A 19,856-nucleotide genomic window follows, 5' to 3' on the forward strand; every position below is an offset into this window, starting at 1 on the left:
GCGTCCGATGATTGAAACGACCCATCCGCGCGCCGGCAATTACGTGATGGCCGTGATGCTGGTCGCGATCGCGACCGTGCTGCAGGCGCTCGCGATCCGCTTCGGCGGCGTGAACCTGCCGTTCGTGCTGTACTACCCGCTGCTCGCGGCCGCCGCATGGGCGACGTCGTTCCTGTTCGGCGTCGTGTCGACCGTGGCCAGCGGCATGCTCGTGTGGACGTTGTTCCTGTCGGATCCCGCGGCCTATACGCAGCCGCTGCCCGCTCGGCTCGTCCAGCTCGGCACGTTCATGCTGGTCGGCGTGCTGGTGTGCGCGCTCGCGGCGATGCTGCGCCACACGCGGCTCACGAACGATCGTGCGTACCGGCGCGAGGCGGCCGCGCGGCAGCAGCTCGAAGCCGTGTTGCAGGCGCTGCCGCACGGTGTGATCGCGGCCGATGCGAACGGGCGGCTGACCTACCTCAACGCGGCCGCGGCCGCGCTCGTCGGCTGCCGGCCGGAAGACGCGACGGGGCGGCCCGCGCGAGACGTGCTGCGGATCGTCGACCACGCGGGCCGCCGCGTGCCGACGACCCCGCTCGAACGCGCGCTCGGCGGCGCCCATGCGACCTCCGACCGGCACTGGCTGCAGGCGGTGGGGGGCGGCGATCCGGTACCGGTCGTCGAGGTGGCGTCGCCGCTCGGCGACCTGCACGGCAACATCGACGGCGCGGTGATGATCGTGCGCGACGCCAGCGCGGACCGCGCGCGAGTCGATGCGTCGCGTCTTCAGCAAGCGGTCGTCGACGCATCGCCCGACGCGATCGTCGGCGTCGACGGCGACGGCCGCATCGTCAGCTGGAACCCGGCCGCGCAGCGGATTTTCGGCTACGACGAAGACGACGCACGCGGCCGTTTGCTCGATACCCTGGTCGCGATGCGCTGGCTGCGGCGCAGCCCGCTCGCCGAATCGTTCGACGGCCTGAGCGACGCGCTCGGGCCCATTGAACTGCTGTGCGTCCGGCGCGACGGCCGGCGGTTTCGCGCGACCGTGTCGGCGCGCCCGTTGCACGGCGATGCGCGCGCGACCCTCGCGCTGTCGTTGACGCTGCACGAGACCGGGGCGCGGCGCCGGAATGATTTGCGTGCGACGCGGTCGTTGCAGGGGGCGCGCGATGCGCGCGACCAGGCCGATACGTCGAACCGCTTGAAGGACGAGTTGCTGGCCACGGTGTCGCACGAACTGCGCACGCCGCTGAACGTGATCTACGGTTGGGTGGAGGTATTGCGCAATTCGGTCGACCACGCGCTGCAGCGTCAGGCGATCGATGCGATCGACCGCAGCGCGCGCTCGCTCACGCGGATGGTCGGCGACATTCTCGACGCGTCGTCGCTCGCGACCGGCAAGCTGCGGCTCGATGCGGCGCCGGTCGACCTCGCGCGGCTGTTCTCCGACTCGGTCGGCACGTTCCAGACCGCCGCGTCGTCGGCCGGCGTCATGCTCGAATTCGCTTGCGGGTCCAGCACGTTCATCGTGTCCGGCGACGCCGAACGGCTGCGGCAGATGCTGTCGAACCTCGTGTCGAACGCGCTCAAGTTCACGCCGGGCGGCGGCAGCGTGCATGTCGGGCTGGTGCGCAACGGCACGCAGGCGGTGTTGACCGTGGCCGATACGGGGCAGGGGGTCGCGCCCGAGTTCGTGCCGTACGTCTTCGACATGTTCCGTCGCGCGGACGATTCGCCCGCGTCGTCGCGGCGCGGGCTCGGCCTGGGGCTGTCGATCGTGCGGCATATCGCGGAGCTGCACGGCGGCACCGTGACGGCCGAAAGCGCGGGCCGCAATCTCGGCGCGACGTTCACGGTGAGGCTGCCGGCCGGCTGGCAGCCGGCCGGCGCGATGGCGTGGGGGCTCGCGCAGGCGGCCGACCGTCAGGCGCCGCTCGGGCTCGCCACGCAGCGGATCCTGATCGTCGACGACGATGCGACGACGCGCGCGAGCCTGACGGCCGCGCTGACGACGTTCGGCGCGGCCGTCACGGTCGCGTCGTCGGGCCGCGAAGCGCTTGCGATGGCCGCCGGGCTGCAGCCCACCGTCGTGCTGTCCGATCTCGCGATGCCGGACGGAGACGGCTTCTGGCTGCTCGACGCGCTGAGGCGCGGGGCCGGCAATGTCGACGGCGACGGCAACGGCGACACGCGAAACCTGCGCGTGCTCGCCGTCACCGCGCACGCGGGGCTGGCGGATGAGCGCCGCGCCCTCGAGGCCGGCTTCGACGGCTATCTGTGCAAGCCGGTCGACGTGCGCGAACTGGCGCAGAAGATCATGCTCGTGACGAAGCGCGACGACTGACGGCCGGCGCGCGCCGGGCGCGCCGGCGTCGTCACTGCGCCGGTGCCGGGCGGCGCGGCATATCGGCCTGCGCAAGCAGGTGCGACGCGATCTGCGTGCTGCGTACGAGATCGCCGGGCGGGTGATGCGCGGCCTGCCGGTGAATGAAGTACCGCACGGTACGCGCGAGCCCGGTGGCGAGCGGCGTGGTCGCGCGCCAGTCGAGGCGCCGCTGCGCGGCTTCGAGGTTCGGCCGCCGCTGGCGCGGATCGTCGGACGGCAGCGGCCGGAACTCGATCGCGACCGTCGCGCCGACGATCCGCACGACTTCGCGCGCGATGTCGAGCATCGCGATTTCGGCATCGCTGCCGAGATTGACCGGCTCGCTCGCGTCGCCCGGCTCATTCATCAGCCGGATCAGCGCATCGACCATGTCGTCCACGTAACAGAACGAGCGCGTCTGCTTGCCGTCGCCGTAGACGGTCAGCGGTGCGTCGGCGAGCGCCTGCGTGATGAAGTTCGACACGACGCGGCCGTCGGCCGGATGCATGCGCGGGCCATACGTGTTGAAGATGCGCGCGATCCGCACGTCGACGCCGTACTGGCGGTGATAGTCCATGAACAGCGTTTCCGCGCAGCGCTTGCCTTCGTCGTAGCAGGCGCGCAGGCCGACCGGGTTCACGCGCCCGCAGTATTGCTCGTGCTGCGGGTGGACGTCCGGGTCGCCATACACCTCGCTCGTGGACGCCTGCAGGATGCGCGCCTTCACGCGCTTCGCGAGGCCGAGCAGGTTGATCGCGCCGTGCACGCTCGTCTTGGTCGTCTGGACGGGGTCGCGCTGGTAGTGGACGGGCGACGCGGGGCACGCGAGGTTGTAGATCTCGTCGACCTCGACATAGAGCGGAAACGTCACGTCGTGCCGCATCAGCTCGAAGGTCGGCGCGTCGAGCAGATGCGCGATGTTGTCCTTCGCGCCGGTGTAGAAATTGTCGACGCACAGCACGTCGTGGCCGTCCGTCACGAGGCGTTCGCACAGGTGCGAGCCGAGGAAGCCGGCGCCGCCGGCGACGAGCACGCGTTTGCGATCATGGCCCTTCATCATGCGTTCTCCTTGCGATGGGCGAGCGCGCCCGATGTGATCGACACGGGCGTGCGGTGACCGGTGCCGGCCGACGCGCCGGCGCTGCGCGCTCGGGCGACGTCGCGATAGATGTCGACGAGCCGGTCGGCCACGCCTTGCCAGGTATAGAACCGGTGCGCACGCAGGTAGCCGGCGCGTCCCAGCGCCGCGCACAGATCGGGTTGCGCGCGCAGCTCGACGAGGCGTGCGGCCAGCGCAGCGGGATCGCGCGGCGGCACGAGATAGCCGGTCTTGCCGTCTTCCACCGTCGTGCGGATGCCGCCGACGCGGCTGCCGATCACCGGCGTCGCGCAGGCCATGGCCTCGACCGGCGTGATGCCGAACGGCTCGTACCACGGGGTCGTGACGAACACGTCGGCCGCGCTGTAGTACAGGTGCAGCGTGTCGCGGTCGCGCCGGCCGACGAAGGTCACGCGGTTGGCGATCCCCAGGTCGTGCGCGAGCCCCGCGAGGCGGGCGAGTTCCGGGTCGCGGGCCGGGTCGGGCGTGGCCTGGCTGCCGCCGACGATATAAAGGTGGGTCGGCCGGCGCGGGTCGCGCGGCATGCGGGCCAGCGCGTCGATCACCGTGTCGATGCCTTTGCGCGGCACGAGGCGGCCGAGCTGCAGCACGACGAACGCATCCTGCGGCCAGCCGAGCTGCGCGCGCGCGTCGATGCGCGGCGTCGGCCTGAGTTCCCGCACGTCGAAGCCGCACGGCACGATCTCGATGCGCGCGGCGTCGGCGCGATAGTGCGTCGTCAGGTCGAGCGCGTCCTGCGGGCATTCGGCGATCACGCGGTCCGAACGGCGCGCGAGCGTGTCCTCGATCGCGAAGCGCGCATCGGGGAAGCCGTCGGCGTTGCCCTGATGCAGCCGGCGCACGCGGCCGAGCGCATGGAAGGTCGTGACGAGCGGGATGCCGAGCTGCCGCTTCACGCGCAATGCCGCGTCGCCCGACATGAAGAAGTTCGCATGCATCACGTCGACCGGGTCGGGCTCCCGTCGCATGCGCGCGACCATGCTGTCCGCAAACGCGACCATGTACGGCAGCAGCCGCTCCTTGGGCACGTCGGTCGGTGGCCCGGCCGGTACGTGGATCACACGCATGTGCGGGCCGATCGGCACGACTTCCGGCAGGTGCGGATTGTCGCAACGCGTATAGACGTCGACGTCGAGGCCGCGCTCGGCCAGTTGCTTCGCGACGTTCGCGACGTAGATGTTCTGCCCGCCGGCATCGACGCCGCCGATCACCCCCAGCGGCGATGCGTGCTCACTGATCAATGCGATTCTTTGCATGGTGTTGCTCCCGGTATCGGGGCCGCGGGGATGGGCCGCCGTTGCCGGGGGTTCGGCAAGCGGCGTACCCGGTGCATTGCCCGCCAAGCCCCCCGTCGGGATACCGAAAAAATTACAACGGGTTGGATGAAAGGGCGTCTGATCGGGCGAACCCGCGGCGGCGCCGCACCGGCACCGCACCGGCACCGAGGCACGCGACTTGCGCTGTCCCGCTCACCCGCCGGCTATCCCGGCTCGACGAAAGGAGGTCACGATGAAGGCATTCCCGCTGCAAGTCCGTTCCTTGAGGATCCGTCGTCGCAACGCGATGCGCGCCGGCATGGCGATCGCGATCGCCGCCACCACGACGTGCGCGGTGATCGCGCCGAATGCGTTCGCCGCCGGCGACGACAGTGCCGCGTCCACGTCGACGTCGTCGTCGTCGTCGCATACGACGACCGGCACGAAAATTCGCGACGCCACGATCACGACCAAGGCGAAGGCCGAACTGGTCGGGACGAGCGGGCTGTCGTCCGGCGACATCCATGTGAAGACGCGGCGCGGCATCGTGACGCTCACCGGCAGCGTGCCCGACGAGCAGCAGCGTACGCAGGCCGTCGGCGTCGTGAAGCAGGTCGACGGCGTGCAAGACGTGCGCGATCAGTTGACGATCCGGGCCAAGTGACCGCGGCCGCGCCGCACAAGGAGTCCAGACATGAACTGCATGCTCAAACCGGTCGGCGAGCAGACGATCGTGATCACCGGCGCGACGAGCGGCATCGGTCTCGTCACCGCGCGCAAGGCCGCGCGCCGCGGCGCGAAGCTGGTGCTGTTCGCGCGAAACGAAGCCGCGCTCAATACGCTGTGCGAGGAGCTGCGCCAGCATGGCGATCTCGCGGTGGCGGTCGCGGGCGACGTAGGCAATCTCGAGGATCTGCAGCGCGCGGTCGCCAAGGCGGTCGAGACCTACGGCGGCTTCGATACGTGGATCAACAATGCCGGCGTATCGATCTTCGGCCCGGCTTCCGCCGTGCCGCTCGACGACCAGCGCAAGCTGTTCGACACCAACTACTGGGGCGTCGTGCACGGCTCGCTCGTGGCGGCCGATCACTTCCGGCGCAAGAACGACTTTCACGGCGGCGCGATCATCAACATGGGCAGCGAGGCGTCCGACGCGCCGGTGCCGTTGCAGAGCGCGTATGTGGCCTCCAAGCATGCGGTGAAGGGCTTTACTGATTCGCTGCGGCTCGAGATGGAGGGGGACCACCTGCCGGTGTCCGTGACGTTGATCAAGCCGGCCGCGATCGACACGATGTTCGTGATGCACGCGAAAAACTACATGAACGTCGAGGCGAAGCTGCCGCCGCCGATCTACGACCCGGAACTGGTGGCCGACGCGATCCTGTTCGCGGCCGCGCATCCGCGCCGCACGCTGTTCGTGGGCGGCGCGGCGAAGTTCACGTCGGCGAGCGCGTATCACGCGCCGCGCCTGTTCGATCGCGTCGCGGCGCGGCTCTTCTGGCGCAGCCAGCGCACGGATCGCCCGGCCCGCCCGCGCGACGACAACGCGCTGTACGAGCCGCGCCATGCGCTGCACGAGCGCGCAGGCATGGACGGGCCCGTGCTGCGCGGGTGCGCCTACAACACGGTGGTTCAGCGGCCGAAGGTGGCGGGGGCGCTCGCCCTCGGTGCGGCGGCGCTGGTGGTCGCCGCGCTGGCGCGTGCGCGCCGCGCGTCGACGTGATTTCGTTCATCCCCAAGGAGAGATTCATGACATCCCGACAGCATACGGGCCACGAATACAGCCACTCGCGCGCGCACGAAGGCGAGCGCACGCAGCAGGACCATGACAAGGGCGGCCATCAGGGCGGCCACGGCAAGGCGCCGAGCCCGATCGACGTGCAGAAGGCGTTGAAGGGCATGGACTATCCGGCCAGCAAGGCGGCCGTCGTCGAGTGTGCGGAACGCTCGCACGCGGACCCCGGCGTGATCGACATGCTCCGCCGCATTCCCGATCGCGAATACGGCACGCCGGCGTCGGTGTCGAAGGAACTCGGGCGGCTGATGTGAGCGCCACCCCCGTCACGAGGAACACGACCATGGCGATGATCGTCGCAGGCCGCTTCACGACGTTCGACGAAGCGGAAGGTGGGGCGCGCCACCTTTACGAGCGCGCGTTCGGTTCGGATGACGTATCGATCTTCTTCCTGAATCCCGCCGGACAGCATGCGCGCTTTCCGATCGGCGGTGACGTCTATGCCGACACGGCGGCGAAGCCCGGCGGGCGCGGCGCGATGATCGGCGCGATCCGCGGGGTGCTGATCGGCATCGTCGTGGGGCTCCTCGTCTATGCGATCGGCGTGCGCTACTGGTTCGTGCCGGCCGCCGCCGCGCTGGCCGGCGCGTATCTCGGCGCCTTCGGCGGCGCGCTGGGCCGCATGCGCGGCGAGCAGGCCGAGGGCAAGGGCACGCTCGCGCGGAGCGAAGCCGGCGTGATCCTCGCGGTGCGCGTGGCGCCCGACACCGCCAATACCGCGGAAGACGTGTTGCGCGCGACCGGGGCGTCGTCGATCGAGCGTGTCGAGGGCGACTGGCAGGACGGCGAATGGCGCGACTTCGATCCGGTACGCCGGCCCGGCGAGCCTGCATCGAGCGACCATTCACGCTGAATTTTTTACGCCCGCTCGTAGCGTTGCGCGCGCAACGATGGCGTTGCCCGGTGCGGCACGCCGCTTGCGAGCGATTGACGACACCGTTCAGGGAGGAACGCACCCATGACTACCGCACAGACTCCGCCGCCTCAGAAGCAGGACCACCAGCCGGGCACCGAGCGCGACATGCATCCGCAGCCGCGCGACTCGGCGGCCGACTACGTCGGCAGCGGCAAGCTTGCCGGCAAGGTCGCGCTCGTGACGGGCGGCGACAGCGGGATCGGCCGCGCGGTTGCAATCGGCTTCGCGAAGGAAGGGGCCGACGTCGCGATCGTCTACCTGAAGGAATCCGACGACGCCGCGCAGACGAAGCAGTTGATCGAGCAGGCCGGCCGGCGTTGCGAGGCAATCATGTGCGACGTCGGCGATCGCCGGCAGGCGCACGATGCAGTGGCGCGCACGGTCGAGCGGCTCGGGCGGCTCGACGTGCTCGTGAACAACGCGGGCGAACAGCATCCGCGCCCGGGTATCGAGGACGTGACCGAGGAACAGCTCGAACGCACGTTCCGCACGAACGTGTACGGGATGTTCTTCTGCACGCAGGCGGCGCTGCCGCACATGAAGCACGGCGGACGCATCGTCAACACCGCGTCGGTGACCGCGTATCACGGCAATCCGACGCTGCCCGACTACTCGGCGACCAAGGGCGCGATCGTCGCGTTCACGCGGTCGCTGTCGGCGGAGCTGGCCGAACGCGACATCCGCGTCAACGCGGTCGCGCCGGGGCCGATCTGGACGCCGCTGATTCCATCGACGTTCACGGCCGAGCAGGTCGCGAAGTTCGGCGCGAACGTGCCGCTCAAGCGGCCGGGGCAGCCGGACGAACTGATCGGCTGCTACGTGCTGCTCGCGTCGGAAGGCGCGAGCTACATGACCGGGCAGACGCTGCACCCGAACGGCGGCTCGATCGTCGGCGGCTGACCGCCGTCTCTCGCCAAATGCAAGGAGGAAGCCCATGAAACGATCCCACTGGACGAGCGCGGCGTTCGCCGCGGCCCTGCTCGCCGCCGGCGGCCTCGCCCGCGCGCAGATGCCGAGCGAGCCGCCCGCATCGAATTCACAGGTGCCGGGCGGCGTGATCAACCCGTCGTCGGGCGCGGGCGACGCGATGATCGCGAAAGCGCCGCAAGGCGGCGACGCGGAATTCGTCGACAAGGCGGCCATCGCCGGCAAGGCGGAGGTGCAGGCGAGCCAGCTCGCGCTGCGGCAGGCGCAGTCGCCGGACGTGCGCGCGTTCGCGCAGCGCATGGTGGCCGATCACGGCAAGGCGAATGCGCGCCTGAACGAGATTGCCGCGCGGCAGGGTATGAAGCCGCAGGTCGAGCAGATCCAGGACCCCGACGTCGAGGCGCTGCGCGGCAAGCACGGTCGCGATTTCGACGCTGCGTACGTCGCGGCGGTCGGCCCGGATGCGCACCGCAAGGCCGTCGCGCTGTTCGAAGGCGAAGCGCGCAACGGGCGGGATCCGCAATTGAGGGAGTTCGCGAGCACCACGCTGCCTACGCTGCGGCATCACCTGAGCATGGCGCAGGCGCTCGAACGCAAGGTGGGCGCGCACTGACGCGCGCCCGTTCAACCCCGGGCCGCGCGTGCGGCCCGTCTTTTTGGAGAGTCAGTCATGGCCCATCGGCAACCGAAGCATGAAGGCATCCGCGAATTGCTCTGCCAGGCATACGAAACCGAGCTTGGCGGCGCGAAGATCTACGAAGCCGCGCTGCAATGCGCGACCGACGAGGATCTGCACAAGGAATGGGAGAAGTACCACCGCGAGACGCTGCATCACCAGGAGGTGCTGCGCAAGGTGTTCGACACGCTCGGCATGGATCCCGACGCGCAGACGCCCGGCCGCAGCGCGGTGGCGGCCATCGGCAAGGCGCTCGTGCATACGATCGAGCAGGCGCGGAAGCAGGCCGACCCGGCGGTCGCGCAGGTCGTCGCGGCCGAGTGCGTGGTGCTCGCCGAGACCAAGGATCACCTGAACTGGGAGCTGATCGGCTATGCGGCCGACCAGCTGTCGGGCGATGCCGCGAAGACGTTGAAGGACGCGCACGACGAGGTCGAGGCCGACGAGGATCATCACCTGTATCACACGCGGGGCTGGGCGCGCGAGATGTGGATCCAGTCGATGGGCTTCAAGGCGGTGCTGCCGCCGCCGGAAGAAGTGAAGAAGGTCGAATCGGCGGCGGACGCGGCGCGTGCCGAAAAGTCGCGCGGCAAGATGATGTAAGTGCGGCGGGCCGGGCCTGGCGGGAGGCGGTCAGCCCGGCCTGGCGCGACGAAAGTGGCGTGCGCCGTGAACGGTCGATGCGCGGCTCAGGTCAGCAGGTCGACGACCATCGTCACGACCGACGCCGCCATCAGCACGACGGCGAGCCAGCCGAAGGTTTTCGACACGATGCCGCTGCCGGGTTGCCCGGCCGCCTCACGCCGTTGCGACAGCAGCATCACCATCACGAGCATCGGTACCGCCGCGACGCCGTTGAGCACCGCGCTCCAGTACAGCGCCTTGATCGGGTCGATCGGACTCACGCACATCGCGATGCCGACGAACACGCACAGGGCCAGCACCGCATAGAACGTGGGGGCCCGCCGCACCGGCTCGTTCAGCCCTTCGCGGAACTGCCACGCTTCCGCGCAGCCGTACGCGGCGCTGCCCGCGAACGCGGGAATCGCGAGCAGCCCGCAGCCGACGATGCCGAACGCGAACACGAGAAACGCGGCTTCGCCGGCGATCGGTCGCAGCGCTTCGGCGGCTTGCGCGGTGCTGCCGATGTCGTGCCGGCCGTGCTCGAAGAACACGGCGGCGCCGATCACCATGATGCAGAACGACACCGCGTTCGTGACGACCATGCCGAACCACGTGTCGAACGTGACGCGCCGCTCGGTCTCGCTGCGCGTGTCGTGCTCCGTGGATGCCGTTTCCTCGACTTCGAGCGCGGCCTGCCACACGAACAGGTACGGGCTCAGCGTCGTGCCGAGCACGGCCACCGTCGTGGTGGCATACGCATGCGTGAATTCGATCCGGGGCAACACGATCGCGTGCAGCACGGCGTGCCAGTCGATCTGCACGAAGCCGAGTTCGAGCACGTAGGCGACCAGCCCGAGCGTCATCCATTTCAGCCAGCGCGCATAGCGTTCGTACGACAGCATGACCTGCAGCGCGAGCGACGCGACCCCGTAGACCGGGGCATACCAGTAGCTGTGACCGCCGATCACGAGCGCGGTCGCGTCTCCCATCGCCGCGAGATCGGCGCCGACGTTGACGACGTTGACGATCGCGACCATCACGATCAGCGCCTTGGCGAGCCGGTCGGAGTAGTGCTCGCGAATGCCCGCGACGAGGCCCGCGCGGTTGCGGCGCCCGATGAACGCGGACGCGAGCTGCACGGCCACCATCATCGGCAGCGTGACGACGATGATCCACAGCATGTTGAAGCGGAACTGGCTGCCGGCCTGCGCGTAGACGGCGATGTTGCTCGGATCGGCATCGGACGCCCCCGCGAGCAGGCCGGGGCCGAGCCGCCGGTACCACGGTGTCGGGTTGCGCCGCGCGGCGCCCGCGGCCGGCTGCACGTCGTCGCCGGGCGCGCTCACCGGGTGCCTCCCCGTGCGCCGTGCCCGCTGTCGCGATCGGGGTCGCCGTCGCGGTCGGGTGCGCCGGCCAGGCGCGAGGCGGTGCGCAACGCGTCGACGAGCGTCCGGTACGCGTGCTCGCGCGAATCGGCGCCGCGCGTGCGCAGCACGTACGACGGGTGATAGGTGGCGACGACGAGCAGGCCTTGCGCCGTGCGAACCGGTGTGCGCGCGGCCTCCAGCGTCGCATCGTTGTCTTGCAGCAGCGCACGCAGCGCGGTGCCGCCGAGCGCGACGATGACGCGCGGCCGTACCGCATCGAGCTCGCGTTCGAGCCAGTAGCGGCACGCGGCCACCTCGCGTTGCGCGGGCGTTTTATGCAGCCGCCGCTTGCCGCGCGACTCCCATTTGAAGTGCTTGACCGCGTTCGTCAGGTAGCAGTGCGCGCGCTCGATCCCGGCTTCGTCGAGCGCGCGGTCCAGCATGCGCCCGGCCGCGCCGACGAACGGCAATCCCTTGCGGTCCTCCTGGTCGCCCGGCTGCTCGCCGACCAGCATGATCGTCGCGTCCACGGGGCCGGCCCCGGGCACCGGCTGGGTCGCATGCTCCCACAGCGCGCAGCGGCGGCACGCGCCGAGTGTCGCCGGGGCATCGTCGGCATCGTCGGCGGCGGGCGGCGTCTGGCGCGTCATGTGGCAATGTCCGTGCGGCCCGCGGCGCGGCAGGTGGCCCACGCCGGCGGGGTGGAACGGAAACGAAAGCGCAGCGTCACGCGCATGAGGGGCTCCGGTACGACGATTCGTACCGATGCAGCAACCGCCGTTCCGCATCCGCCGGGACGGGCGCGTGGTTTGCGTGGAGGCGGGATCAACGACAGGAGAAACGCGATGCTTCCCGATCCCGGCGACGATCCGGCCGCGGACGACGTGCTGCTGTGGCGCGCCCCCGACAGCGTGCCGCGGCGCCCGCGTCGCGTGCTGATCGTCGACGACTATCGCGACGCGGCCGATGCGCTGCGCCTGCTGCTCGAGGCGCGCGGCTTCGAATGCCGTATTGTCGTCGACCCGTTCGCCGTCTGCGCGATCGCGCGCGAGTGGCAGCCGTTCGCGGTCGTGCTCGATATCGCGATGCCGGGCCTCGACGGGCTGCAGCTGGCGGCGCGGCTGCGCAACGATCCGCACACCGGCGACATGCTGCTCGTCGCGTGCAGCGGGCTCGCGTCGCGACGCGATTGCGAGGCGGCGAAGCAAGCCGGGTTCGACGCGCACTGCGCGAAGCCGCTGACGCCGCACCGGCTGCTGGGCTATCTGGACGCGGCGAGCGGCCGCGCGGCGCCGGACGGGGCGGTTACACGGCGCTTGTAAAAAAGCCGCCGGGGCGGCGTGGCGCAGGCGTCAACCACCGGTGAGCGTGGCGGCGCGCCGGGCGGATCGGCCCGCGACGACGGCCAGCCCGGCGGCGAACGCGAGCAGTGCCGCGCTCATCGCGAAGGTCGCGCGGTAGCCGTGCAGGTCGAACAGCATCCCGCCGATCGTCGCGCCGAGCCCGATCGCGAGTTGCACGACCGCCACCATCAGCCCGCCGCCGGCTTCCGCATCGTGCGGCAGCGTGCGGGCGAGCCACGTCCACCAGCCGACCGGCGCCGCGGTGCCGAGCAGCCCCCACGCGCCGAGCAGGCAGGCGGTGGCCGCCGTGGAGCCGCCGAACAACAGCAGCGCCGCCGCAATCGCGGCCATCAGTGCCGGCGTGGCCACGAGTGTCCGGTAGAGCCCGCGTTCCAGGACGCCGCCGATCAGGACCGTGCCCATGAAGCCCGCGACGCCGATCACGAGCAGGAGCAGCGACAGCGTGACGGTGCCCGCGTGCGTGACGGTTTCGAGGAACGGACGCAGGTAGGTGAACAGCGTGAACTGGCCCATGAAGAACACGCTGACCGCCGCCATGCCGAGCGCGACCGGCGGCCGGGCCAGCAGCCTGAGCGCGTTGGCCGACGCGCCGCGCGGCGCGGACTGCATCGACGGCAGGCTGACGAGCTTCCAGCCGAATGCGATCGCGGCGACCGGCACGACGCAGAAGAACGCCCAGCGCCACCCGACGATTCCGCCCAGAAAGCTGCCGAGCGGGGCCGCGACGACGGTTGCCAGCGCATTGCCGCCATTCACGATCGCCAGCGCGCGCGGCACGTGCGGCGCGGGCACGAGACGCATCGCGGTGGCGGCCGACATCGACCAGAAGCCGCCGATCGCCACGCCGATCAGCGCGCGGCCGGCGATGAACGCCGCGTAGTTCGGCGCGAAGGCGACGAGCGTGCCGGACACGATCGTCAGCAGGGTCAGCACCAGCAGCAGCGGCTTGCGATCGCGCCGGCCGGCGAGCGACGCGATGAACAGGCTCGTGACCAGCGCGAACGCGCCCGACACGGAGATGGCCTGGCCGGCCTGGCCTTCGCTGACGTGCAGGTCGCCTGCAATCGGCGTGAGCAGGCTGACCGGCATGAACTCGGAGGCGACCAGCGCGAACGCGCCGAGCGACATCGCGAGGACGGCGCCCCATGCGGCCGCACCGTCGGGTGCGGTGCCGCGATCGGGGGTGGAGACGGATGGCATGTCGGAAACCGGATCGGAAAAAAGGAAGGGGCGCGCGCTCAGTCGCAACGCGTCGTGGCGCCGTGCACGGCGAGTTGCGTGCGCGCGTCGTCGGCGCGCCCGGCCTGCACCCGGGCCGCGGCGGCCTGGGCGTCGTCGACCCAGCTGCGCGGGTTCATGCGCGCGGGATTGAAGCCGGCGGCCGCGTAGCGCTGCATGTCCTGGCGGACCTGCTCGCGCGTCAGGCCCGGTGCGGATTGCGCGAACGGCGAGCCGGACGCGACCAGCGCGGCGATGGCGGTAACGGCAGTGAGAAAGCGGGTAGTCATGGGGTGGGGCTCCGGGATGCGGGTAGTCCGAGCATCCGGGCGCTGCCGCGATGCATCGGGTCGATGGCTTCGCAGTCTAGTGATTCGTCGCGGATCGATTAAGTAGCACGGCGCGCTTGGACTCATGAGCCAGACTGATGAATCGCCGCCCGCGGTGCTACGATGGGCGTCCGTCCCGACCGGAGTGTTTCGACATGGCGCGCGAAAACCTGAACGACCTGCTCGTGTTTCTCGCGGTGGCCCGCGAGCGCAGCTTCACGCGTGCGGCCACGCGGCTCGGCGTGTCGCAGTCGGCGCTGAGCCATACCATTCGCGATCTCGAGGCGCGGGTCGGCGTGCGGCTGCTGACGCGCACGACGCGCAGCGTATCGACGACCGACGCGGGCGAGGCGCTGTTCCAGGCGGTGGCGCCGCGCATCGACGAGATCACCGCGCAACTGGCCGCGCTGTCGGATTTCCGGGACAAGCCGGCCGGCGTGGTGCGCATCACCGCCACCGAGCATCCGATCGATACGATCATCTGGCCGAAACTCAGGCAGGTCCTGCCCGACTACCCGGATATCCGCATCGAGCTGTCGGTCGATTACGGGCTGTCGAACATCGTCGAGGAGCGCTACGACATCGGCGTGCGCTACGGCGACCAGGTGGCGAAGGACATGATCGCCGTGCGGATCAGCCCGGATGTCCGGATGGCGATGGTCGCGTCGCCGGCCTATCTCGACGGCCGCAAGCCGCCGAAAAAGCCGCAGGACCTGCTCGAGCACGATTGCGTCACGTTGCGGCTCGCCACCGCGAAGGGCATCTATGCGTGGGAGCTGAAGAAGGGCAGGAACGACGTGCTGGCGCGCGTGAACGGCCGGATCACCTGCAACACGCAGCCGCACATGGTGCAGGCGGCGCTCGACGGCTTCGGCATCGCGTTCGTCACCGAGGACATCGTGCTCGAGCATGTCCGCAACGGCAACCTGCGGATCGTGATGCCGGACTGGTGCCCGGTCTTTCCCGGCTACCACGCGTACTATCCGAGCCGCCGCCCGGCGTCGCGCGCGTTCACCGTCGTGATCGACGCGCTGCGGCATCGCGCGTAGCGCGGCTCGCCTGTCACCTGCCGCCTGTCATGTCCGGGCCGCCGTCGCGACGGCCGGCAAGAAAAACGCCCCGCGCGGGCGGGGCGTTCGAAGCGGCTGCGCCGCTGAACCGGCGCAGCGTGACGGCGCGATCAGAGACGGTCGCGTGAGCGCGGATCGTTCAGTTCCTCGGTCGGGTCGGTCAGCCCGAGTTCGTCGCCGGCGCTCCAGTACGGCGTGCTGCCGTAGAACTCGTGCAGCGGCGCGGCCCATTGCGGATCGGCCATCGCCGGCCAGTGGTCCTTGTCGAACCCCGGTGCGTTGCGGATCCGCTCGGACGACACCGACAACAGGAAGCATTTGCGCTCGGTGTCGAGCGTGAGCGCGCTCCACGGGATCGCGTGCAGCTTGTCGCCGATGCCGAGGATGCCGCCGCTCGACAGTACCGCGTAGGCGACACGGCCCGAGCGCACGTCGAGCATGATGTCCTTGATCTTGCCGACGTCGTCGCCGTCGGTCGTATAGACCTTGTTGCCTTCCAGCGTATCGGCCGCCATCACGTCGGGGCCGGGGCCGGCCGCCGTCGCGGCGCCCTTGCCGATGATGCGGGTTTGACCTTGATCGGAAGTCTGCATGGTTTCCTCCAGGCTGCATGGGGCGCGACGGTGCCCGGGGCGGGCCCTGCGGGTCGCGCGGGTGGGTCGGGACGGGGCGGGGGGCGCTCCGTCACGTCTGCTTCGGTTGCGACACGCCTTCGAGCGTGTTCGCGAGATCGTCCCGCTCGGGGCCGGCCATGCGGGTCGCGATGTCCGCGAGCGACAGCATGCCGACCAGCCGCTTGTCGTGATCGACGACCGGCAGGCGGCGCAGTTGTGCGTCCGCCATGTAATGCTGGATCTCGTCCAGCGAATCGTCGTCGAAACACCATTCGATCGGGCCCGATGCGACTTCGTGGATGCGCGTCTCCGGCGGCTTGCCGGCCGAAATCGCGCGCACCGCGAGATCCCGGTCCGTCACCATCCCGATCAGCCGGTTGTTGTCGCACACCGGCAGCGCGCCGATGTCGTAGCGCTCCATCAGTTGCGCGGCATGGCGGATCGAGTCGGTCGGTGCGATGTGCACGACGTCCTGCGACATGATTTCGTTGACGCGATGCATGAATTTCTCCTCTCGAGTTCGGTAGTGCAATGGATCGAAATGGGCCGCACAAAATCAGCAAGCCGCGTGCCGGGCGCGCTCATGCGTCGCCGCGTTCGCGCTTGTCCTGCCACGGCCCCGCGTCGTGCGTGCCGGGCGGCGTGTCCGGCTCGATGCGCGTGACGCCGCCGGTCGCGGGCGGGTCGCTCGCCGGAAACGTGTCCTCGAGCTGCTTGTCGATATGACGTTCCGAATGGCCCGTCCGCGCGCGGTCGCGGTGCTTGAGCGGCGGCGACGGATCAGGTTGGCGTTCGTGTGCCGGCGCGTCGTGGCCGGTCCGGGTCGAATCCTTCATCGCAAGCCTCCGTGTCGATGCCGATGGCGTGTTTCCTCCGCAACGGCCGTGCCCGGTCTGCGCCGGGATGCGCCGCGATGCGCCGGACGCACGCGGCACGCGACTTGCCGCGAGGGCGATGACGATGACGCAGGCGGATGGCGCAACCGGTGCCGGCCGTGTCTACATCTACGTCGAGCGGGAGGCACGATGACGATTCCGAAACGACGACCGGGCGTGCGCTACGAGGTCAACGTATGCGGCGGCGGATTCGATTCGTTGAAGAGCCATTTCAACGAATGGAAGCAAGAACCGCTGATCTACCGGCCCGAGTGCCGGATGTTCGAAGGCAAGGCCGACGTGAGGCCGCTCGGCGGCGAGACGTTCGGCTCGACCGAGCCGGCGCGGTTCGCGCTGCAGCGCGCGTGCGAGCCGTCCGATTCGTATGCGCTCGCCGCGCAGGTGCGCGATGACGGCCGCGAGCTGTGGCTCGTGATGGCCGCTTTCGACGCGTAGCCGCGCCCTTGCAAGATTTGCAGCGGACGGTGTAGCGAAGGCACGGCAGGCCGTTCGCGGCACCCGCGTGCGCGTCGCGGCGGAGTGGCTGATGACGAGAAAGACGGCATGCGGTTTGCGCACCCTGGGCAGGCGAAGGTCGCACTTGCGACCGACCCGCCGACCCCGCAAGGAAGGAGTGCCGATGACACCTGACACAGCGCAGTGGTTGCAGCGGCCCGAACCGCCGCTACCCGACATCGGGCCGGATCCTGAGCTGCCCGATCCCGACGACGTGCCCCCCGACCTGCCCGAGCCGTACCGGCAACCCGAGGGCGACCCGCCGGGGCATGCCCCGCCGGAGCGCGAGCCGCCCGCGCATACGCCGCCGATGGGCGGGGTATCGCGAACGCGCACCGAGGCATCGCCATGAGCGTCCGCGTGAAACCCGGCGTGTTGCGCGACATCGCCGAAACGCTCGGCCGCCATTTCGAGGCGCGCGCGATGCCGTTCCATATCGAGGAAAAGCCGCTCGGCGCGTTGCATATCGGTTTTCGCGTCGACGGTCATCCGGCGTCGCTGACCGTGGCGTTCGATGCCGACGCGTTCGCCGCGCTCGAGCAGGCCGGCATCGATGCGCAGCGCCGTGCGCTCACGCGCGTGGCGGTGGAATTCGACGCGATGATGGCGCGTCGCGCCCCGACCGCGTACGCCGGCGATTTCCATTTCAACCGGCTATGAGACGCCGGGCACAGGGAGGATTGCGATGAACCCGATCCAGAAGACGATACGCATGGGCGTCGTTGCGTGCGCCGCCGTGTGTGCGCTGGGCGCATGCACGCAACCGGCGAATGGCCCTTACGGCGCCCGTGGTGCGCCACCGGACAGCCGTGGCGCACAGTCGACCACGACGATGCCGCAGGGCGCGGCGGGTGGCGAAGCGGCCGACGGGCCGTCGACCGGCTCGAACGGTGCGCAGGGCGACCGGCCGCTGCCGGGCACGCCGCCGCTGATGCAGTACTGACCCGGCGCCGGGACATCACCCACGGTCCGTGCGCGGAATCGCGCGCGCCGAGCAACGCGCCGTCGACGGCGGCGCACGGCACGCCGCGCCGCGATGCGGCCGGAGGAAAGCGATGGCGAATCCGCGCGAACACCTGGAAGACTGGCTGCGCGATGCGTATGCGATGGAGCGGCAGGCCGAGATGCTGCTCGCCGCGCAACTGAAACGGCTCGATCACTATCCGCAATTGCAGGATCGCGTGCGCCGGCATCTCGACGACACGATCGGCCATCAGGCGCTCGTCGAAGCGTGCCTGATGCGGCTCGGGACGACGCCGTCCGCGATCAAGGACCTGGCCGCGCGCATTGCCGCGTACGGCCGGATCGCGAGCGGCATGCTGGCCGTCGACGAAGTGGTGAAGGGGGCGTTGGCCGGTTATGCGTTCGCGCACGTCGAGATCGCCGCATACACCGCGCTCGCCGCGGCCGCGCAGGCGGCCGGCGAAGCGGAGATCCACGCGTGCTGCGAACGGATCCTGCAACAGGAGCGCAGCCTGGCCGCGTGGCTGCTGCGCCACCTGCCGGCACTGACGACCGCGTTTCTCGACCGGTCGGCCGTCGATCGCATCGATGCGAAGCGCTGACGGTTGACGATCCTGCATGCTTCGCGGCTTACGGAATGCATGTCCAAAACTTGCCGCCGGCTTGTAAATAATCCGTTCCCGTTTGCGGCGACACGCAGGGCGAACCCGCCACGGACGCGCTTCAACGAGCTGGCACGTTCAATGCATGAGGCAGGCAGACGGTGAACCGCAAGTCGACCCGCCGGGCGGCTTTCGAGGCGGATTCGCCGCGGCCACGCGGCCGAGGCATCGTTCTTGCGCAGGGCACCGTGACGAAGGATCGCCAGGCGATGACGATTTCGCGAGCCGGCCCGCCGTGCCGCGATGCGGCGTGACGGCCGGGCGATTCGACCGCATGCCACCCCGTTCAACCCCGTGCGCGCCACCGCTTGCCGCGAGGCGCGCACCCACGAGAGGAGCACGACCATGCCAGCCAAATCGCAGGCGCAGCAACGCGCCGCCGGGGCCGCCCTGTCGGCCAAGCGCGGCGAGACGAAAATGAAGGACCTCAAGGCCCCGTCGAAGTCGATGGCCAAATCGATGAGCGAAAAGGAGCTCGAGAAAATGGCTTCCACGCCGATCCACGGCAAACCGAAACACAAGCACGACGCCTGATCGACGCCGATACGTACCGGTGACCGCTGTCATCCAGGAGGGTTCCATGCTTCGATACGCCATCATCTTCTTCATCATCGCGATCATCGCGGCCGTGTTCGGCTTCGGCGGCATCGCAGCCGGCGCGGCGGAGATCGCCAAGATCCTGTTCTACATCTTCGTGGTGATCTTCCTGGTCACGCTGCTGCTGGGCGTCGTCCGACGATGAGCGTCACGCCCGACCGGTCGCAGCGCATCGCGGAACTCGAGCATGCGCTCGCGAACGGTTTTCCATCGGAATCGACCGTCGTCGTGCACGCGGACGATGCGTCCGGGCGGCTGACGATCCAGGTGTCGTGGGTGCGTGTGCCGGCCGACGCAAGCGCGCGCGACTGGCGGTGCGCGGTCGACCTGCGGTTCGATCCCGACGTGATCGCCCGCTATGCGTCGCTCGACGCGGCCGACCGGCTGCGCGTGCGCACCCATATGTGCGACAGCGCGCGGCGTGCGGTGGACGCGCGCAAGCCGCGCGTCGAGGACGCGGCGATCGAGTGCGACGTCGCGCTCGACGTGACGCGCGCCGAACTCGACGCGGCCTTGCGCGCACCCTGAATGAAGCCACCGCCGGCCGGTGGGTGCGGTTGCGCCCGGCCGCGCCGGTTTTCCTGCTGTCCGCCCGTGCGCGCCGCGGCAACGCGGTG

At 69.9% G+C, this 19,856-nt stretch carries 27 protein-coding genes; 18 read left to right on the forward strand and 9 right to left on the reverse strand.

Annotation, left to right across the window (positions count from 1 at the left end; all coding sequences use genetic code 11):
* Positions 1 to 7: 7 nt before the first annotated feature.
* A complete protein-coding gene (locus tag CFB41_RS35035) occupies positions 8 to 2,329 on the forward strand; it encodes an ATP-binding protein (protein WP_089459838.1) in 2,322 nt (773 codons plus the stop codon).
* Positions 2,330 to 2,360: 31 nt separating this feature from the next.
* Here the strand turns inward: CFB41_RS35035 and CFB41_RS35040 are convergent, their stop codons facing one another.
* Positions 2,361 to 3,407, reverse strand: coding sequence for a UDP-glucuronic acid decarboxylase family protein (locus tag CFB41_RS35040; protein WP_089460123.1), 1,047 nt, complete (start codon positions 3,405 to 3,407; stop codon positions 2,361 to 2,363).
* A complete protein-coding gene (locus CFB41_RS35045; protein ID WP_089459839.1) occupies positions 3,407 to 4,726 on the reverse strand; it encodes a glycosyltransferase family 1 protein in 1,320 nt (439 codons plus the stop codon). The genes CFB41_RS35040 and CFB41_RS35045 overlap by 1 nt, the downstream gene beginning before the upstream one ends.
* A gap of 253 nt (positions 4,727 to 4,979) precedes the next feature.
* Here CFB41_RS35045 and CFB41_RS35050 point away from each other — a divergent pair, with 253 nt between their 5' ends.
* The 7 genes from CFB41_RS35050 to CFB41_RS35080 all read left to right on the forward strand — a co-directional run bounded on the left by CFB41_RS35050 (position 4,980) and on the right by CFB41_RS35080 (position 9,643).
* A complete protein-coding gene (locus CFB41_RS35050; RefSeq protein WP_089459840.1) occupies positions 4,980 to 5,390 on the forward strand; it encodes a BON domain-containing protein in 411 nt (136 codons plus the stop codon).
* Between the two features lie 30 nt (positions 5,391 to 5,420).
* Positions 5,421 to 6,449 carry an SDR family oxidoreductase gene (locus CFB41_RS35055; RefSeq protein ID WP_089459841.1) on the forward strand — a complete coding sequence of 343 codons (1,029 nt, stop codon included), beginning with the start codon at positions 5,421 to 5,423 and terminating at the stop codon, positions 6,447 to 6,449.
* Positions 6,450 to 6,475: 26 nt separating this feature from the next.
* Positions 6,476 to 6,775, forward strand: a complete 300-nt coding sequence (locus CFB41_RS35060; protein WP_089459842.1) for a DUF2795 domain-containing protein — start codon at positions 6,476 to 6,478, stop codon at positions 6,773 to 6,775.
* Between the two features lie 29 nt (positions 6,776 to 6,804).
* Positions 6,805 to 7,374 (forward strand): hypothetical protein, encoded by a 570-nt coding sequence (locus CFB41_RS35065; protein WP_089459843.1) that lies wholly within the window; start codon positions 6,805 to 6,807, stop codon positions 7,372 to 7,374.
* A gap of 105 nt (positions 7,375 to 7,479) precedes the next feature.
* On the forward strand, positions 7,480 to 8,337 hold the full coding sequence (locus tag CFB41_RS35070) for an SDR family oxidoreductase (RefSeq protein ID WP_089459844.1): 858 nt from the start codon (positions 7,480 to 7,482) through the stop codon (positions 8,335 to 8,337).
* A 34-nt stretch (positions 8,338 to 8,371) separates the two neighbouring features.
* A complete protein-coding gene (locus CFB41_RS35075) occupies positions 8,372 to 8,977 on the forward strand; it encodes a DUF4142 domain-containing protein (RefSeq protein WP_089459845.1) in 606 nt (201 codons plus the stop codon).
* Positions 8,978 to 9,034: 57 nt separating this feature from the next.
* Positions 9,035 to 9,643, forward strand: a complete 609-nt coding sequence (locus tag CFB41_RS35080; RefSeq protein WP_089459846.1) for a DUF892 family protein — start codon at positions 9,035 to 9,037, stop codon at positions 9,641 to 9,643.
* A gap of 86 nt (positions 9,644 to 9,729) precedes the next feature.
* Here the strand turns inward: CFB41_RS35080 and CFB41_RS35085 are convergent, their stop codons facing one another.
* Both CFB41_RS35085 and CFB41_RS35090 read right to left on the reverse strand, forming a co-directional pair.
* Positions 9,730 to 11,010, reverse strand: a complete 1,281-nt coding sequence (locus tag CFB41_RS35085; protein WP_089459847.1) for an NRAMP family divalent metal transporter — start codon at positions 11,008 to 11,010, stop codon at positions 9,730 to 9,732.
* Positions 11,007 to 11,681: a UdgX family uracil-DNA binding protein gene (locus tag CFB41_RS35090; RefSeq protein ID WP_089459848.1), complete on the reverse strand. Its 675-nt coding sequence runs from the start codon at positions 11,679 to 11,681 to the stop codon at positions 11,007 to 11,009. The genes CFB41_RS35085 and CFB41_RS35090 overlap by 4 nt, the downstream gene beginning before the upstream one ends.
* Positions 11,682 to 11,876: 195 nt before the next feature.
* On the opposite strand from CFB41_RS35090, the gene CFB41_RS35095 reads away from it, so the two are divergent.
* Positions 11,877 to 12,353 (forward strand): response regulator, encoded by a 477-nt coding sequence (locus tag CFB41_RS35095; RefSeq protein ID WP_089459849.1) that lies wholly within the window; start codon positions 11,877 to 11,879, stop codon positions 12,351 to 12,353.
* 30 nt (positions 12,354 to 12,383) lie between these two features.
* Here the strand turns inward: CFB41_RS35095 and CFB41_RS35100 are convergent, their stop codons facing one another.
* Positions 12,384 to 13,595 carry an MFS transporter gene (locus tag CFB41_RS35100; protein ID WP_089459850.1) on the reverse strand — a complete coding sequence of 404 codons (1,212 nt, stop codon included), beginning with the start codon at positions 13,593 to 13,595 and terminating at the stop codon, positions 12,384 to 12,386.
* Between the two features lie 38 nt (positions 13,596 to 13,633).
* Positions 13,634 to 13,903 carry a DUF4148 domain-containing protein gene (locus CFB41_RS35105; RefSeq protein ID WP_089459851.1) on the reverse strand — a complete coding sequence of 90 codons (270 nt, stop codon included), beginning with the start codon at positions 13,901 to 13,903 and terminating at the stop codon, positions 13,634 to 13,636.
* Between the two features lie 194 nt (positions 13,904 to 14,097).
* Here CFB41_RS35105 and CFB41_RS35110 point away from each other — a divergent pair, with 194 nt between their 5' ends.
* A complete protein-coding gene (locus tag CFB41_RS35110) occupies positions 14,098 to 14,991 on the forward strand; it encodes a LysR family transcriptional regulator (RefSeq protein ID WP_089459852.1) in 894 nt (297 codons plus the stop codon).
* 131 nt (positions 14,992 to 15,122) lie between these two features.
* On the opposite strand, the gene CFB41_RS35115 is transcribed toward CFB41_RS35110, so the two are convergent.
* The 3 genes from CFB41_RS35115 to CFB41_RS35125 form a co-directional block, all read right to left on the reverse strand.
* On the reverse strand, positions 15,123 to 15,605 hold the full coding sequence (locus CFB41_RS35115; protein ID WP_089443845.1) for a PRC-barrel domain-containing protein: 483 nt from the start codon (positions 15,603 to 15,605) through the stop codon (positions 15,123 to 15,125).
* Positions 15,606 to 15,696: 91 nt separating this feature from the next.
* The gene (locus tag CFB41_RS35120) at positions 15,697 to 16,128 is read right to left on the reverse strand and encodes a CBS domain-containing protein (protein ID WP_089459853.1); all 432 of its coding nucleotides are present in this window, start codon (positions 16,126 to 16,128) and stop codon (positions 15,697 to 15,699) included.
* Positions 16,129 to 16,207: 79 nt separating this feature from the next.
* Positions 16,208 to 16,462, reverse strand: a complete 255-nt coding sequence (locus CFB41_RS35125; protein WP_089443847.1) for a hypothetical protein — start codon at positions 16,460 to 16,462, stop codon at positions 16,208 to 16,210.
* Positions 16,463 to 16,651: 189 nt separating this feature from the next.
* On the opposite strand from CFB41_RS35125, the gene CFB41_RS35130 reads away from it, so the two are divergent.
* From CFB41_RS35130 to CFB41_RS35165, 8 genes are all read left to right on the forward strand, one after another.
* Positions 16,652 to 16,957 carry a hypothetical protein gene (locus tag CFB41_RS35130; protein ID WP_089459854.1) on the forward strand — a complete coding sequence of 102 codons (306 nt, stop codon included), beginning with the start codon at positions 16,652 to 16,654 and terminating at the stop codon, positions 16,955 to 16,957.
* 184 nt (positions 16,958 to 17,141) lie between these two features.
* Positions 17,142 to 17,369, forward strand: coding sequence for a hypothetical protein (locus tag CFB41_RS35135; protein WP_089459855.1), 228 nt, complete (start codon positions 17,142 to 17,144; stop codon positions 17,367 to 17,369).
* Positions 17,366 to 17,677 (forward strand): hypothetical protein, encoded by a 312-nt coding sequence (locus CFB41_RS35140; protein WP_089459856.1) that lies wholly within the window; start codon positions 17,366 to 17,368, stop codon positions 17,675 to 17,677. The genes CFB41_RS35135 and CFB41_RS35140 overlap by 4 nt, the downstream gene beginning before the upstream one ends.
* A 25-nt stretch (positions 17,678 to 17,702) precedes the next feature.
* Positions 17,703 to 17,960: a hypothetical protein gene (locus CFB41_RS35145; RefSeq protein ID WP_089443851.1), complete on the forward strand. Its 258-nt coding sequence runs from the start codon at positions 17,703 to 17,705 to the stop codon at positions 17,958 to 17,960.
* A gap of 112 nt (positions 17,961 to 18,072) precedes the next feature.
* Positions 18,073 to 18,582, forward strand: a complete 510-nt coding sequence (locus CFB41_RS35150; RefSeq protein WP_089460124.1) for a DUF892 family protein — start codon at positions 18,073 to 18,075, stop codon at positions 18,580 to 18,582.
* Between the two features lie 405 nt (positions 18,583 to 18,987).
* Positions 18,988 to 19,176: a DUF3008 family protein gene (locus CFB41_RS35155; RefSeq protein WP_089460125.1), complete on the forward strand. Its 189-nt coding sequence runs from the start codon at positions 18,988 to 18,990 to the stop codon at positions 19,174 to 19,176.
* 46 nt (positions 19,177 to 19,222) lie between these two features.
* Positions 19,223 to 19,384 carry a DUF1328 family protein gene (locus CFB41_RS35160; protein ID WP_006767422.1) on the forward strand — a complete coding sequence of 54 codons (162 nt, stop codon included), beginning with the start codon at positions 19,223 to 19,225 and terminating at the stop codon, positions 19,382 to 19,384.
* Complete coding sequence (locus CFB41_RS35165) at positions 19,381 to 19,767, forward strand: DUF3022 domain-containing protein (protein WP_089459857.1); 387 nt, start codon at positions 19,381 to 19,383, stop codon at positions 19,765 to 19,767. The genes CFB41_RS35160 and CFB41_RS35165 overlap by 4 nt, the downstream gene beginning before the upstream one ends.
* Positions 19,768 to 19,856 lie beyond the last annotated feature (89 nt).

This window comes from Burkholderia sp. AU33803 (assembly GCF_002223095.1).
Classification (GTDB): Bacteria; Pseudomonadota; Gammaproteobacteria; order Burkholderiales; family Burkholderiaceae; genus Burkholderia.

Excerpts from the sequence above, each read along its gene's own strand:
- CFB41_RS35035 (WP_089459838.1), top strand. The coding sequence starts at position 8 with ATGATTGAAACGACCCATCCGCGCGCCGGCAATTACGTGATGGCCGTG.
- CFB41_RS35040 (WP_089460123.1), bottom strand. The coding sequence starts at position 3,407 with ATGAAGGGCCATGATCGCAAACGCGTGCTCGTCGCCGGCGGCGCCGGC.
- CFB41_RS35045 (WP_089459839.1), bottom strand. The coding sequence starts at position 4,726 with ATGCAAAGAATCGCATTGATCAGTGAGCACGCATCGCCGCTGGGGGTG.
- CFB41_RS35050 (WP_089459840.1), top strand. The coding sequence starts at position 4,980 with ATGAAGGCATTCCCGCTGCAAGTCCGTTCCTTGAGGATCCGTCGTCGC.
- CFB41_RS35055 (WP_089459841.1), top strand. The coding sequence starts at position 5,421 with ATGAACTGCATGCTCAAACCGGTCGGCGAGCAGACGATCGTGATCACC.
- CFB41_RS35060 (WP_089459842.1), top strand. The coding sequence starts at position 6,476 with ATGACATCCCGACAGCATACGGGCCACGAATACAGCCACTCGCGCGCG.
- CFB41_RS35065 (WP_089459843.1), top strand. The coding sequence starts at position 6,805 with ATGGCGATGATCGTCGCAGGCCGCTTCACGACGTTCGACGAAGCGGAA.
- CFB41_RS35070 (WP_089459844.1), top strand. The coding sequence starts at position 7,480 with ATGACTACCGCACAGACTCCGCCGCCTCAGAAGCAGGACCACCAGCCG.
- CFB41_RS35075 (WP_089459845.1), top strand. The coding sequence starts at position 8,372 with ATGAAACGATCCCACTGGACGAGCGCGGCGTTCGCCGCGGCCCTGCTC.
- CFB41_RS35080 (WP_089459846.1), top strand. The coding sequence starts at position 9,035 with ATGGCCCATCGGCAACCGAAGCATGAAGGCATCCGCGAATTGCTCTGC.
- CFB41_RS35090 (WP_089459848.1), bottom strand. The coding sequence starts at position 11,681 with ATGACGCGCCAGACGCCGCCCGCCGCCGACGATGCCGACGATGCCCCG.
- CFB41_RS35095 (WP_089459849.1), top strand. The coding sequence starts at position 11,877 with ATGCTTCCCGATCCCGGCGACGATCCGGCCGCGGACGACGTGCTGCTG.
- CFB41_RS35100 (WP_089459850.1), bottom strand. The coding sequence starts at position 13,595 with ATGCCATCCGTCTCCACCCCCGATCGCGGCACCGCACCCGACGGTGCG.
- CFB41_RS35105 (WP_089459851.1), bottom strand. The coding sequence starts at position 13,903 with ATGACTACCCGCTTTCTCACTGCCGTTACCGCCATCGCCGCGCTGGTC.
- CFB41_RS35110 (WP_089459852.1), top strand. The coding sequence starts at position 14,098 with ATGGCGCGCGAAAACCTGAACGACCTGCTCGTGTTTCTCGCGGTGGCC.
- CFB41_RS35115 (WP_089443845.1), bottom strand. The coding sequence starts at position 15,605 with ATGCAGACTTCCGATCAAGGTCAAACCCGCATCATCGGCAAGGGCGCC.
- CFB41_RS35120 (WP_089459853.1), bottom strand. The coding sequence starts at position 16,128 with ATGCATCGCGTCAACGAAATCATGTCGCAGGACGTCGTGCACATCGCA.
- CFB41_RS35125 (WP_089443847.1), bottom strand. The coding sequence starts at position 16,462 with ATGAAGGATTCGACCCGGACCGGCCACGACGCGCCGGCACACGAACGC.
- CFB41_RS35130 (WP_089459854.1), top strand. The coding sequence starts at position 16,652 with ATGACGATTCCGAAACGACGACCGGGCGTGCGCTACGAGGTCAACGTA.
- CFB41_RS35135 (WP_089459855.1), top strand. The coding sequence starts at position 17,142 with ATGACACCTGACACAGCGCAGTGGTTGCAGCGGCCCGAACCGCCGCTA.
- CFB41_RS35140 (WP_089459856.1), top strand. The coding sequence starts at position 17,366 with ATGAGCGTCCGCGTGAAACCCGGCGTGTTGCGCGACATCGCCGAAACG.
- CFB41_RS35145 (WP_089443851.1), top strand. The coding sequence starts at position 17,703 with ATGAACCCGATCCAGAAGACGATACGCATGGGCGTCGTTGCGTGCGCC.
- CFB41_RS35150 (WP_089460124.1), top strand. The coding sequence starts at position 18,073 with ATGGCGAATCCGCGCGAACACCTGGAAGACTGGCTGCGCGATGCGTAT.
- CFB41_RS35155 (WP_089460125.1), top strand. The coding sequence starts at position 18,988 with ATGCCAGCCAAATCGCAGGCGCAGCAACGCGCCGCCGGGGCCGCCCTG.
- CFB41_RS35160 (WP_006767422.1), top strand. The coding sequence starts at position 19,223 with ATGCTTCGATACGCCATCATCTTCTTCATCATCGCGATCATCGCGGCC.
- CFB41_RS35165 (WP_089459857.1), top strand. The coding sequence starts at position 19,381 with ATGAGCGTCACGCCCGACCGGTCGCAGCGCATCGCGGAACTCGAGCAT.